The sequence below is a fragment of the Acinetobacter sp. CIP 102136 genome (assembly GCF_000369685.1).
Taxonomy (GTDB): Bacteria; Pseudomonadota; Gammaproteobacteria; order Pseudomonadales; family Moraxellaceae; genus Acinetobacter; species Acinetobacter fasciculus.
Window position 1 is genome coordinate 539365 of record NZ_KB850141.1, and the last position, 14504, is coordinate 553868.

At 45.0% G+C, this 14504-nt stretch carries 9 protein-coding genes and 1 pseudogene; 6 read left to right on the forward strand and 4 right to left on the reverse strand.

From position 1 onward, the window contains the following. Positions 1-34: 34 nt before the first annotated feature. Together rho and trxA are read right to left on the reverse strand one after the other, a co-directional pair. A complete protein-coding gene (rho, locus tag F893_RS05380; RefSeq protein WP_004278267.1) occupies positions 35-1303 on the reverse strand; it encodes a transcription termination factor Rho in 1269 nt (422 codons plus the stop codon). Between the two features lie 322 nt (positions 1304-1625). Further along, complete coding sequence (gene trxA / locus F893_RS05385; protein WP_005250793.1) at positions 1626-1952, reverse strand: thioredoxin; 327 nt, start codon at positions 1950-1952, stop codon at positions 1626-1628. A gap of 260 nt (positions 1953-2212) precedes the next feature. Here trxA and ppx point away from each other — a divergent pair, with 260 nt between their 5' ends. Genes ppx through F893_RS05410 form a run of 5 tightly spaced genes read left to right on the forward strand, consistent with a single transcriptional unit; the run spans position 2213 to position 7332 of the window. Then, on the forward strand, positions 2213-3733 hold the full coding sequence (ppx, locus tag F893_RS05390) for an exopolyphosphatase (protein ID WP_005095810.1): 1521 nt from the start codon (positions 2213-2215) through the stop codon (positions 3731-3733). Positions 3734-3763: 30 nt separating this feature from the next. Beyond that, on the forward strand, positions 3764-4588 hold the full coding sequence (locus tag F893_RS05395) for an acetyl-CoA carboxylase carboxyltransferase subunit alpha (RefSeq protein WP_004278263.1): 825 nt from the start codon (positions 3764-3766) through the stop codon (positions 4586-4588). Then, positions 4525-5901 carry a tRNA lysidine(34) synthetase TilS gene (tilS, locus tag F893_RS05400; protein ID WP_081400833.1) on the forward strand — a complete coding sequence of 459 codons (1377 nt, stop codon included), beginning with the start codon at positions 4525-4527 and terminating at the stop codon, positions 5899-5901. The genes F893_RS05395 and tilS overlap by 64 nt, the downstream gene beginning before the upstream one ends. A 2-nt stretch (positions 5902-5903) precedes the next feature. After that, positions 5904-6743 carry a pyrroline-5-carboxylate reductase gene (gene proC / locus F893_RS05405; protein ID WP_004278260.1) on the forward strand — a complete coding sequence of 280 codons (840 nt, stop codon included), beginning with the start codon at positions 5904-5906 and terminating at the stop codon, positions 6741-6743. 19 nt (positions 6744-6762) lie between these two features. After that, on the forward strand, positions 6763-7332 hold the full coding sequence (locus F893_RS05410; RefSeq protein ID WP_004278259.1) for a YggT family protein: 570 nt from the start codon (positions 6763-6765) through the stop codon (positions 7330-7332). 50 nt (positions 7333-7382) lie between these two features. On the opposite strand, the pseudogene F893_RS05415 reads toward F893_RS05410, so the two are convergent. Together F893_RS05415 and polA are read right to left on the reverse strand one after the other, a co-directional pair. Continuing rightward, a pseudogene (locus F893_RS05415) lies at positions 7383-8533 on the reverse strand (IS4-like element ISAbe18 family transposase). A 324-nt stretch (positions 8534-8857) separates the two neighbouring features. Beyond that, entirely contained in the window at positions 8858-11620 is a 2763-nt protein-coding gene (polA, locus tag F893_RS05420; RefSeq protein ID WP_005250802.1) for a DNA polymerase I, read from the reverse strand. Between the two features lie 161 nt (positions 11621-11781). Here polA and F893_RS05425 point away from each other — a divergent pair, with 161 nt between their 5' ends. Continuing rightward, the gene (locus F893_RS05425) at positions 11782-14490 is read left to right on the forward strand and encodes a DUF2339 domain-containing protein (protein WP_005250804.1); all 2709 of its coding nucleotides are present in this window, start codon (positions 11782-11784) and stop codon (positions 14488-14490) included. Positions 14491-14504: the final 14 nt, after the last annotated feature.

Here is a 14504-nt window from a genome sequence, read left to right on the forward strand (position 1 = left end):
AGGCCACCGCTTAGGTGACCTTTCATTTGAAATTTTAATTTGAAGCTTTGCGTTTCATCTGATCAAAGAAATCATCGTTGGTCTTGGTTTCTTTCATGCGATCCAGTAAGAATTCCATTGCCGCCAACTCATCTTGAGTATGCAACAGCTTGCGCAGAATCCAGACTTTACGCAGATTGTCTTCTGACATCAGGCGTTCTTCACGGCGAGTACCAGATTTCTTGATGTTCATCGCAGGGAATACGCGCTTTTCTGCAATGCGACGATCAAGGGTAATTTCCTGGTTACCTGTACCTTTGAATTCTTCGTAAATCACTTCATCCATTTTACTACCGGTTTCAATCAGGGCAGTAGAAATGATGGTCAGTGAACCGCCTTCTTCGATATTACGTGCAGCACCGAAGAAACGTTTAGGGCGTTCTAAGGCATGTGCATCCACACCACCAGTCAGTACTTTGCCTGATGAAGGAATCACAGTGTTATAAGCACGTGCCAGACGGGTAATCGAGTCAAGCAAAATCACCACATCTTTCTTGTGCTCAACCAGACGTTTTGCTTTTTCAATCACCATTTCAGCAACTTGAACGTGACGTGCAGGAGATTCATCAAAGGTAGAAGCCACGACTTCACCGCGAACCGTACGTTCCATCTCGGTCACTTCTTCTGGACGTTCATCAATCAGGAGAACGATCAGAATAACTTCAGGATTATTGCGAACGATGGACTGTGCAATGCTTTGCAGCAGCATGGTTTTACCCGCTTTCGGCGGAGCCACAATAATTGAACGCTGGCCTTTACCAATCGGGGCCACTAGGTCGATCACACGGGTGGTTAAATCTTCAGTGGTACCATTGCCTAACTCCATCACCAACTGTTCGGTCGGGAATAATGGGGTCAAGTTTTCAAACAGAATCTTGTTACGTGAATTTTCAGGTGTGTCGTAGTTAATCTGATTGACTTTAAGTAAAGCAAAATAACGTTCGCCTTCTTTCGGCGGGCGAATGGTGCCAGTAATGGTGTCGCCAGTACGGAGGTTAAAACGACGAATTTGAGAAGGGCTGACATAGATATCGTCAGGACCTGCTAAATAAGAACCTGCGGCTGAGCGTAAAAAGCCAAAACCATCTGACAAAATTTCTAGAACGCCATCACCAAAAATCTCTTCGCCATTCATTGCATGACGTTTTAAGATGGCAAAAATAATGTCTTGCTTACGGTTACGAGCCATACCTTCGAGGCCCATAAACTCGGCAATCTTGATGAGTTCGCCAATCGGTTTTTTCTTGAGTTCGGTTAAATTCATAGGTGGTCAGATAGAATCAAAGTTCTGAGGTACAGGTTAGAAAGGGAGTAACATTCGGCCGCATACCAGCATTCAAACGAAAGCAATTGAATTTGCAAAAGAACAATTCAGAGATCTGTTTGAGTGTTTCAAAGGAAAATGTGGAAAACAATTTCTATTGCCGAGCGGCATCTTATGTAATGTGTCTTGTAAGAAATTGACAGGATTTAGGATCCTTTATCTCTTGAGTAGCGAATATAAGAGAAAATGCTAGGTTTGTCAATTTATAGCCGAAAAAAATACGCGAGAATGAGTCGCGTATTTTTTACTAAAAATGCTGTGCTTAGATATTGTCATCAATAAATGCTGTCAGTTTAGATTTTGGTGCAGCACCGACTTGAGTCGCAACAACTTCACCATTTTTGAACATCAACAAAGCCGGGATGTTACGGATGTTGAAATTTACAGCAGTTTGTTCGCAAGAAGTTACGTCAACTTTCACGATTTTAACTTTACCTTGGTATTCATCAGCAAGCACTTCAAGCACGGGTGCAATTGCTTTACATGGTGCACACCAGCCTGCCCAAAAGTCCACCAGTACAGGAACGTCTGATTGAAGAACGTCTGCTTCGAAGTTTGCGTCAGTAGTGTTTATGATGTTGCCAGACATGGAATGTGCTCCAGATTAATATTTTAAAGATAACTAATTATTAGTATTACATAGCCATCTTTAACAATGTAGGGGAATCTGTAAATTTTCAATGCTTAATGTTATTTTGTCTAATGGATGATCACGATAGTGATGATCGTGTCTCACTATTATTCCCGATACAAAAAAGAATAAGGCATTAAATTGTCGCTACAAATGGCTTTTAAATTGCATGCATGTGAATTACTCTAAGCACAATTCGTTAAAGGTTTATTTCTGGAATGTCTGACTTTTTGATTGATGAAGAATTACTTGCCGCCATCGATATGGGATCAAACAGCTTTCATTTGGCCATCGCCCGTGTAGACCATGGCGAAGTGAAGAAAGTGGCATCAATGTCAGAAAAAGTTCAGCTTGCCGCAGGACTAGACGAAAATAAGAATTTAACCGAAGCCGCCCAGCAACGCGGTTTGGCCTGTCTGGCCCGTTTTGTCGGACGTTTAGGCGCAGTTCAGCCAAACCGCTTGCGGATCGTGGCGACAAATGCTTTGCGTCAAGCCAAAAACGGCCATGAATTTATCCAGAAAGCTGCAGAAATTTTACCGAAACCGATCGAAATTATTGCCGGCCGTGAAGAAGCTCGTCTGATTTATCTGGGTGTGTCGCATACCATGGCCAACAGCGGTCGTCGTCTGGTGGTTGATATCGGTGGCGGTTCAACTGAGCTGATTATCGGTGAGGAATTCGAGCCGATTCATACTGAATCGGTACAAATGGGCTGTGTAGCGTTTACCAAGGCCTATTTTCAGGATGGCGAAATCAGTGCCAAAGCCTTTGATAAAGCAGTCACTGCGGCACGTAAAGAAATTTCCGGAATTGCCAATACTTATAAAGAAGCCGGTTGGGATGCTGTCGTCGGCTCGAGTGGTACCATTAAGGCCTGTCGTCAGATTTGTATCAATATGGGCTGGAGCAATGACAAAGAACAGCTCACTCGTGAAGGCCTGGAAAAACTCAAAGACAAACTGCTCAAATATAAATATGTCTCGGATATGGAATTCGAAGGTCTCAAAGAAGACCGCCGCGCGGTATTGCCGGCTGGGATTGCCATTCTCTATGCTGTATTTGATGTGCTCGGAATTAATCATCTGGTTTATTCGGATGGTGCGCTGCGTGAAGGCGTGATGTATGACTTGCTGGGCCGTTTCAAGCATGAAGATATCCGTGATCGTTCCGTACATGCCCTGATTGGTCGTTATAATGCCGATGCCAAACAGGCCGAGCGTGTGGTCCAGACTGCACAAAAACTGTTTAATGACGTGGAACATGAACTGGGCCTGACGATAGAGGATAGCGATCTGTTACGTCGTGCTGCCTATCTGCATGAGATTGGTTTGGCGATCAGCCATAGTGGTTATCATCGTCATGGTGCGTATTTATTACAACACTCGGATATTGCCGGTTTCTCACAAGTCGACCAAAATCATTTGTCACATTTGGTCGCACACCATCGCCGCAAATTGCGCGTTGATGCCAAGCATGATGTGATGAAAGTCGGTGGATCGAAACTTTTATGGTTATGTTTGCTGCTTCGTCTGTCGGTTTTGGTCAATCACAGTCGTAGTGATGAGATGCTTCCTGCCATTGAACTCAAGGTTGAAAATGCGCAACAATGGCAGCTCAGCGTGTCTGGTGATGCCAAACAATGGCCATTGCTGGTGGCTGAACTGCATGATGAACAGCAGCAATTTAAAAATTGGGAGATTGAACTCTCGATTCAATCCGAACAGTTTGTTAATTAATACCTTTATAGGGATGAAAACGGTTAACCTATGAAAAATAAAGCGACTCCATCAAAAGCATGGGCGACAGTGCAGATTGCACGTCATCCAGAACGTCCACAATTCCTGGACTATGTGGGTGAAATATTCACTGAATTTGATGCTTTACATGGTGACCGCCTATATGGTGATGATGGCGCGATGATTGGTGGTCTGGCTCGTTTTGATGGTCAACCGGTGATGATCGTTGGTCAGCATCGTGGTCGTAGTACCCGTGAAAAATTACAGCATAATTTTGGCATGAGTAACCCGGAAGGTTATCGTAAGGCACAGCGTCTGCTAGACATGGCAGAGCGTTTTAACCTGCCAGTCTTTACTTTTATTGACACTATGGGTGCTTATCCGGGTGTCGGTGCAGAAGAACGTGGTCAGGCTGAAGCGATTGCCACCAGTCTGGCTCAGCTTTCTAACTTGAAAGTACCTGTGATTGCAACTGTACTGGGTGAAGGCGGTTCAGGGGGTGCGCTGGGTATTGGGGTGGCAGACCGTGTGGTGATGCTCTCTCACAGTATTTATTCGGTGATTTCACCGGAAGGCTGTGCCTCAATTCTCTGGAAAACCGCTGAAAAAGCTGAACAGGCCAGTGAAGCCTTGGCTCTGACTGCAGAAAAATTGCAGAAAATGGGTATTGTAGAATATGTGGTGGATGAAGGTGAGGGTGCTCATTTAAATCCGGATCAGGTCATGAACAGCTTGAAAGCAGTGCTGAAAGAAGCTTTGAATGAACTACAACCAATGGAAGCGCAAGCACGATGCGAAGCACGTTACCAACGTTTAATGAAGTTTGGCAGCGACAATTTAGGTCTGGTTTCTTAAAACAGCTGCAGGACTTTCCTGCAGAGACAAAATTTCTCATCGGATGCAGTGGCGGCGTAGATTCTATGCTGTTGCTGCATCTGATGTTTTTTTTATGCCCGGAAAAAGTCCGGGCAATTTATGTGGATCATCAGCTGCAAAGTATCAGTAGTGCATGGGGCACTTTTGTTCAGCAGCAGTGTCGGCAACTGAATATTCCCTGTATCATTCAGCCCGTCAATGTCGCCAGTGGCAATTTGGAACAGCAAGCGCGCAATTCACGTTATCAGGCCTATCTGCAACATTTACAAGCGGATGAAATGTTGGTGCTGGCACACCATCAACAAGATCAGGCGGAAACCCTAATGTTGCGTTTATTGTCTGGCGCCGGCGTTGATGGTTTAGCAGCCATGAAACAGATCGATATACGTGAAAATCTGACGATTTGGCGGCCACTACTGAATATTTCCCGTGAGCAGATTTGCCAATGGGCATCAGATCTGAATATTGAGAATATTGAAGATCCGACCAATGATGATACCCATTATGACCGGGCCTGGGCACGCCAGACCCTGTGGCCGGTATTAAGCGGACGTTATCCTAAAATGCAGGCCGCCTTGGTGCGAGCCAGTGAGCTGATGCAGGATGCTCAAGATATTTTACAAGAAGTGCTGCAACAGGATTTAGCGTCTTGTGGGACTGAAACGCAGCTTGATCTTGGTGAATTTCTACAGCTTTCAAAATCAAGACAACATCAATTACTCTCTGCCTGGATGAAAGGTAAACAACAGTATCGTCCATCCTTGGATATGGTGGAGCGTTTGCAGCGCGAAGTGATTTATGCCAAGCAAGATGCTCAGGCGGCATTGCATTGGCAAGGCTTTTACTATGTACGCTATCAGCAGCAATTATATCGTTTGGCCGCAGAGATCTATTTAGCTGATCAACAACAAGTTCAAACTAGCCCGAAAACTATAAAATTCGCTTTAAAAGACAGCGTGCAGGTTTTGTCAGGGAAATTTATCATTCAGCCTGCACAGTTAGGTTTATCGGCTGCATTATTGCAGCAACCTTTGCATTTGCAGCAGCGTCAGGGTGGCGAAAAAATTCATTTATATGGCCGTGTCGGTACCTGGCCACTGAAAAAAGCCATTCAGGAAGCGCAAATATTTCCTTGGGCTCGGCATACTATTCAAATATTAAGCACAGATAATGTTATGCTAGGCGTGTTTACCCCTAAAGGATTTTGGTTGGCCCAATCTGCATATTGTGAAGCAGGCGGATGGCTACCGATTTCAGTTTCTTCAACTTTAGAACTCAACGATGAGCATTGAACATGAGTGCAGCTTTAAATTGTAATATCTGTTTTATTGGTGGCGGTAATATGGCCCAAGCCTTAATTGGCGGTCTGATTTCACGTGGTTTGCCAGCAACACGTATTACAGTTTCTGATCCGGTCGAAAAAGTCCGTGCTTTATTGGCGGAAAAAGAAATTAATGTGACCGGGGATAATAGCGCTGCAATTCAGGATGCAGATATCGTTGTGTTGGCGGTAAAACCTCAGGTCTTGGCTCAAGTGCTGCAACCTTTAAAAGGTCTGGTTAATAATAAACTGATTATTTCCATTGTCGCCGGTGCGGAAATAGCTACATTGTCAGCATTGTTGGGGACAGAGCGTATTGTTCGGGTCATGCCGAACACGCCAGCATTGGTACAGACCGGAGCACATGGTTTATATGCTAATGCATCTGTAGAAACGAGTGATCGTGAGCTGGCAAGTCAGGTTTTGGCGTCGACCGGGCTGACCATTTGGGTCGAATCAGAAGCACAAATTGATGCAGTCACTGCAGTCTCGGGTTCGGGTCCAGCTTACTTTTTCTATATGATGGAAAGTATGATTCGTGCGGGTAAAAATTTAGGTCTGGATGAAAAAGTTGCAACTGCACTCACCTTGCAGACGGCTTTAGGGGCGGCACAAATGGCCATCACCAGTTCAAATACACCGGCTGAGCTACGTAAAAACGTTACCTCTCCAAATGGAACGACTCAGGCAGCACTAGAGGTGTTCGACCGCGCGCAAATTTCTCAGAATATTCAGGCAGCACTTGCTGCTGCGCAAAAACGCAGTCAGGAACTGGCACAAGAGCTCAGTGAAAGCAGCAAATCTTCAGTTTAATTTTTAGGAACGTTCAAGTATGGGTGCAAATTCTGCGCTAATTTTTGGCATTATCATTAACGTCGCGATTTTGCTCGTATTCTTCCGATTTTTAATGCAACTGGCAGCGGTCAGTCCTTACAATCCTGTGGTTCTTTCTACCGTGAAAGCCACTAAAATTGTAGATGTATTTGGTCGAATTTTCCCAACTTTGGCCAAAGGTCGAGTCAGTACTGCTGCTTTGGCATTACTGGTCGTGCTCTATCTGCTTAAAATTTTTGGCATGATGTATCTGTCAGGGGGGATGCCGAATGGGCCTGTCCATCTGATTATTCTGACTTTTGTTACCATGATGCAGGATTTGATCCGTTTCTGTCGTTATTTGATTTTCGCTACGATTATCTTAAGTTGGGTGGTGATGTTTACTCAGTCTCGTTCGCCTTATATTGAAGTCGTGCAAGAGCTGGCTGAGCCTTTACTGGCGCCATTCCGTCGTATCATGCCAAATATGGGGATGATTGACCTTTCTCCAATCTTCGCTATTTTAACTTTGATTATTATCGAAATGATTATGAACCAGGTGGCGATTGTATTGCTTACCGGTCTTTAATCGGATCCAAATAAAAAGGACGCTGAGGCGCATTGCTGTCCCACAATTTTTCACAAGAGGAAGCTCATTTGAGCTTCCTCTTGTTTTATGGGTATTTTATCGGGTGAAAATAAAGCTTTTAAAGTTCTTCTTTCAAACAAATTCACTTGAATTATTCTGAGTAAACGTTGAACTGTCCAACCTGTTTTCCCTAAATGTTGAGCGAAACTCACCAATAAATAGGCGATCATCGCAATCCAGATTTGTGTCTGAATTGCGTTCCTGCTGCGGCCTAGAAACGCTTTTAATTTGAGATTCTGCTTAATCGCCTTAAAGAACAGCTCAACTTTCCAACGATCTTTATAAATCGCCGCAATGGTGGAGGCGGCTAAATGAAAGTTATTGCTGAGAAAGCTAAAGTGCTTGCCACTTTGCTGATCTCTATATTCAATTCTTCTTAACACTGGGGCTTTTCTTTTTAGGGCATGTGCGCTATTCAGCTGAATGGTTTCATCTTTTAGAATACCTTTGGATTCAAGCACTGGATGTTGCTGGATCACCTGATACACAGATTTAGGCCTAAAACGTGTGACAAATCCAATGTTTTGAGCAGTCAGATTTGCATACCATTGGTAATCGACATAGCCTTTATCAAAAACTACAATGCTGCCAGCAGGAAACTAGAATTTGCGGCCTTGTACCATGTCATTTTCTTTGCCATTTTCAACTGCAACAAACTCAGGAATATCATTGCTGTGATTCATCCTATACTGAGTTTCATGCTGGCTTTTGAGTCGTGAACTTTGGCCCATTCACATAAGGAAAGCGACAGGTCAATATGACTGGCATCCAAGGAATACAAGGGATTCTTAAAGCGAAATTTATGAGCTACTTTTGAGTGTTCATAGTATTTAAGCAACTTGTAAAATAGCTGTTGATACAAGGCAGCAGGCTGCTGCTCATTGATTCGTGCCAGCGTGCTTCGGGGAATAGACTTTGCTCCGAGATGACTTAGCTTTTCCTGTTGGCACTCCAAATTGGATTGAATATCTCTCAGACTTTGTCTACAAGAGAATTGAGACATCAATATGGCAATAAACTGATCCCACCGGGAAGCCGCTCTAAATTTCTGTCCAACATGGTGTACTTTAGCAAGTTGTTCAAAATCCTGTCGCACAACAGGTTTAATTAGCTCATGAAATACGGTATTCTGATGTGACAAAACCTGAATCCTGGTCGTTAAAGTGTTTGTTTGCACTCATATTTTAACTGTTAGGACTCAGGTTTTTTTATTTAAAGCAAACTATGGGACAGCAGTGCGCTGAGGCGTCCTTTTTTATTTGCTCCTCCCTTTAGAAAAGGGAAGTTGGGAAGGATTTGTTAAACTTCCCAAACGGTGAACAAGTTTTAATCGCAGTACAAGAAGATGGGATATTAACCTCTCCCTAACCCTAACCCTCTCCTGAGAGGAGAGGGGATACCTTTAAAATAATATTGGTTTTCACTCTCTCTCCCAGAGGGGGGAGGGCTGGGGTGAGGAAACCCTTTAATGCGCCTCATCCCAGTTTTTGCCTTTACCCACTTCTACCACCAATGGTACAGAAATCTGCAATACCGATTGCATCACTTCAGCCAGTTTAGGTGCCAGTTCATCGGCAATGTCTTCATCGACTTCAAACACCAGTTCATCGTGAACTTGCAGCAGCATTTTGGCCTGATCTTTCGGCAACATCTTGTCGACTTCAATCATCGCCATTTTAATGATATCCGCAGCTGAACCTTGTAGCGGGGCATTAATCGCAGCACGTTCTGCCGCTTTACGCACCATCATATTACGGGCATCGATATCTGGAGTATATAAACGGCGTCCGAGCAGGGTTTCAACAAAACCCTGTTCTAATGCGACCTGACGGGTACGTTGCATATAGTCATAAATGCCCGGATAACGATGGAAATACTGCTTGATATAATCCTGTGATTCCTGACGGGTAAAGCCCAACTGACGGATCAAACCAAATTCGGACATACCGTAAAGTAGCCCGAAGTTGACGGCCTTGGCCTGACGACGCTGGTCATTGGTCACTTCTTCCAAAGGAATGCCTAGAACTTCAGCTGCGGTACGGCGGTGTACATCCTGACCGTGAATAAAGGCATCTAGCAAGGCTTCATCCTGAGATAAATGAGCCATGAGACGCAATTCAATTTGTGAGTAATCGGCTGCCAGCAAAACACGACCTTCCGGTGCCACAAACGCCTTGCGGATTTGACGGCCAATTTCGGCACGAATCGGAATGTTCTGCAGGTTTGGATCAGTCGATGATAAACGGCCAGTTGCAGTCAATGCCTGATGATAACTGGTATGCACACGGTGGGTATCAGGATTGGCCTGTTTGCATAAGCCATCGGTATAGGTACTTTTCAGCTTGGACAAGCCACGATATTCTAGAATCAGCTGGGCAATCGGATGTTCAATTTTTTCCAGTACACTTTCACTGGTACTGTATTGTCCGGTGGTGGTTTTTTTACCGCCTTTTAGACCCAGCTTTTCAAATAACACTTCACCGACTTGTTTAGGTGAGCTGACATTAAAGCTTTCCCCTGCAATTTCCATGATCTGGTTTTCCAGATTTTGCATGGTGTTGGAGAATTCGCCCCCAAGCTGATCCAGAAAAGCCAGATCCAGTTCGATGCCGTTTTCTTCCATTTGTGTCAGTACACGTGCGACCGGAACTTCAATATTATGCAGAATATTCACCAGTTCAGGGTGTGCCTGCAATTTGCTGCTCAAGACTTCATAAAGGCGATAGGTGACATGTGCATCTTCTGCGGCATAATGTGCTGCAGTTTCAAGTGGAATCTGGTTGAAGGTCTTTTGTTTAGCACCTTTACCGGCCACTTGTTCATAAGTCGTGGTCAGATGACTCAAATACAGACGGGCCACATCATCCATGCCATGACGGGTCGCGACAGAATTCAGGACATAGGAAGCCAGCATGGTGTCGAAATACCAGCCTGCCAGATGAATACCATGATTTTCCAGTACATGTGCATCATATTTCAGATGATGACCAATTTTCTTTACAGACTCATCTTCCAGAATTGGTTTGATCTGCGCCAGAATTACTTCACGATTCAGCTGTTCCGGTGCGCCTTCATAATCATGTGCCAAGGGAACATAGTAGGCATCTTGCGCATCGAAGGCGACCGAGAAACCGACAATCTGTGCAATACGATAATCCAGACTGGTGGTTTCGGTATCAAAGGCAAAACGTTTTTCGGTACTTAAGCGTTCAAACAGTGTGTCCCAATCTTGTTGGTTTAATACCGTGTGATAGGTGGCTTGTCCTAACTGGTCATCACTGCTGGTCACAGACGCATGGTCTTCCAGAGGTTCTGGTGCTGTAACCGCTTTGGCGTTAATAGATTTTGCTGCTTGCTGGTAATTTGAATTATTCGGGTTGTTCGGGTGATCTAAGGACTGCAGCTGGTTACGGAATTCCAGCTCGGTGTACAAATGACGCAAGGTCTCGATATTTGGCTCACCCAGTTTTAAATCGTCATAACCAAAATTAAGATCCAGATCGATGACAATACTGGCCAGCTGATGGTCCAGTGCAATGCCATCGACATGTTCTTTAATATTTTGACCGACTTTGCCTTTGATCTTGTCGACATTTTCTAAAATGCCGCCGATCGAGCCATATTCAGTGAGCAGTTTTGCTGCCGTTTTGGCACCTACACCTGGCACGCCCATAATGCCATCTGATGCATCGCCCATCAGGGTGAGATAGTCAATAATCTGATTCGGCCAGACGCCAAACTTTTCAAACACACCGTCGACATCCAGCGGTTTTTCTTTAAAGCTGTCTTCCAGGGTGACTTTTTCGGTCACCAGTTGTGCCATATCTTTATCGCCCGTAGAGATCAGCACCTGATGTCCCATCGCCTCGGCACGTTTGGCCAGTGTCCCAATAATGTCATCGGCTTCGGCGCCCGGTAAGGTATGCAGCGGAATGCCCAAAGCGCGGATCAAGGCATGCAGATAAGGAATCTGTTCGGATAATTCCGTTGGCATGCTGGGACGGTCACCTTTATAAATCGGTGACAGCTCATGCCGGAAGGTCGGTTCTGGGGTATCAAAAATTACCGCCATATGGGTCGGTTGGGTCCGGCGCATCAGTTTTTGAATAGCAGAAATCGCACCACGAATTGCATTGGTATGTAAACCGGTTGACGTGGTTAATGGTGGCAGTGCGTGAAAGGCACGAAATAAAAAGTAAGAGCCATCGACCAAGACAAATGGTGGCATGTAATCAATTCCTTATTCAAAATACAGCGCTATTGTACGTGATTTTTACCGCGCTCGCTGAGACGAGTCTGAGTTTACAGCTTAGCGAATATCGGTCGAAGATGAAATAAGCAGCACAAGCTGTTGTATGATGGAACGATTCAGGAAAGAGAAATATAAGAATGGCTGCAGGACGGAATGAGTTGCGCATGATCTGGCTGATTACCTTGCTGATTGCCGGGATCAGTGCCTGGTATCTAGGTTATCAGATTGTGACTTATCTGTGTGGTTTGGGTTTTATCTTTAGCGTGATGCAATATGTCACTGCGGTAGAAGCACCGCTGAATCAATTGGCCGCACAGCAGCAAATGTCCCTAGAACGCAATTCTAAAGTTCCTTTATATATTTCTTCAATTACTGCCATTGTTGGTGGACTGGCTGAACTGGATTGGCTGATGGGCATCGGGATTACGACCTGGGTATTCTTTTTGCTCAGGTGGCTGCAACGTCTGGAAGGGCGCTTGATACAGCTGCAATCACAATCCCATTCTGCCAATCCCTTACAGCGATCACCGGATCGATCCGATTCTGTTCCATTCGTGAAAACTGAGTCTGCCCAAGAGGTAAACGACTCTCCTCATCTGGTAGATCAACTGCAGCGCTGGCTTTTCCAGGGGAATCCAGTCTTAAAAGTCGCGATTAGTATTTTGGTGATTGGGATTATTTTACTGCTGCGTTTTGCCACTGAGCACTGGCAACTCAGTCTGGCTGCAAAATTGGGCCTGGTTGCACTGGCAAGTGGGTGTATAGCAGGTCTGGGTTATCGCCTGGTGCAGAAAAATCGGAGTTTTGCTCTGGCACTGGAAGGACTGGGTTTGGGGAGTCTGTTCCTGACCTTATTTTTTGCCTATTACAATCTGGTGATTCCCACGTTACCGTTGGCAACATTGCTATTTCTCATTATTCTGGCCATCACTCTATATTTAAGCCTGAAACAGGAAAGCATCGAACTGGCTTTGATGGCTTTGCTGATTGCTTATCTGGCGCCGTTTACCTTACCGACCCGCGATGCTTCTGCCGTTGAGCTGATTAGCTATTATTTGCTGATCAATATCGGGGTGGCAGTGCTGAGCAGTTTCCGACCATGGAAGATTCTCAATCAAATTGCTTTTTTAGTCACTGGGGCCGTTGGCGGGATATATAGCCTGATTCATGGTTATACATATGAGCGTTATGCCATGACTGCGCTGATTCTGGCACATAGTGCACTGTTTATCTGGCTAGGTTTCCGCTTTAGCCAGTTGCTGGCACGACAGGATCTCTCACGTTTTCAATTAAAACCGGTATTGGACTTAGCACTGATTTTTGCTGCTCCTATTACCGCTTATATTTTTTTGTATCTGATTCATTTTAATCAGCCCAATCAAAAACTCTGGCAAGCTGGATTAAGCCTGTTCTTTGCACTGGTCTTTGCCGCTTGCTGGACACTGCTGCGCCGTAAACAAACTATCCTGCTCATTTCGCAGAGCTATCTGAGCCTGATGCTGATTTTTCTCGCCTTGGTGCCCCCGATCTTATTGACAGAACAATGGAGTGTGATTGGCTGGGCAGTTGAAGGTGTGCTGATTTATTTATGGGCCTTGGAAAAAAATGTCCGGGTAGCACACTATCTGAGCATGGGCTTATTGCTGATGGCCGGATTCAGCAGCCTGTATTATCTGGTCGAGATTAATCCAACACCGCGAATAATTTTCTGGATTTTGAGTCTGTGCTATGTGGCAGTCGTGGTCATCAGTCAGCTTAAAAAGCAGTACCAGCAGCAGATGAATAGTCTGAGTGTCAGTTTTTTAAGCAGCCTAAGTGTCGCGGCCAGTTTGATGCTATTTGCCTTGCTGGAAGATGAATTTCCGAGTCAGCATGCCTATGTGCTGAGTTTATTTATCATCACACTGGGTTATGTAATGTTCAATGAAATGATCCTGCGCAAAAATCAGGAGTGGTCATGGTTACTGCCGAAGTGGAGTGGCATCTCGCCCTTGCTGGTCATTGCGGCGATTCTAACTCTGGATCGCAGTCAGAATGCGGTGATTGTCTGGAATAGTGATCTGGAACGTGGGGTTTCTGCACTTTCAACGATATTATTGGCCATTCTGTGGCTTAGACCGCTGGCTGGCTTGCAGCTCTCCAAAGAATGGATGAGCTTTGGCGTTTTTAGCAGTCTGGCTCTGGCAAGTTTATGCCTGATCCCGAACATGCCTTATCTGAGCATGGTGATTTTACCTTTATTATTCTGCCTGTGGTGCTATCGGCAGGATGTGCAGTCAGGTTGGCAGCAGCTTTGGCAAACCAAGAGCTGTTTATTGCTGATGGCAACTTGGCTGGTTTGTTCACAGCTGTTTAGCCAGCAAGCCTTTCAATATTACTGGCTGCCGATTCTGAATCCTTTTGACCTGATCAGTATCGCCATGTTTGCCAGTTTTATCTGGATGCTGTTACAGCAAATCAAGGTGGGACGTGATAAAGGCATGATCGCAGTTTTAATGGTACTAAGTCTGTTATGGCTTTCCAGTTATATTGTTTTAAGAGCTTTACATGTGTACCTGCAGACGCCGTTTAATGAGCTGGCATTATGGAGCAATGCGACGGTTCAGCTTAGTCTGACCATACTTTGGGTATTACTCGCCTGGATTACCATGTGGACAGCAACGCTCAAAAAACTGAAACTGATGTGGATTTTAGGCGGCAGTATTCTGGTGATTGTGACCTTGAAGCTCGTACTATTTGACCTGTCACATATTGGCACCCTGACCCGGGTGATTTCCTTCTTGCTGGCGGGCGGGGTGATGCTACTGATTGCTTATATTGCGCCGATGCCGGAGAGGGAGCTTTGAATCCTCTCCCTAAC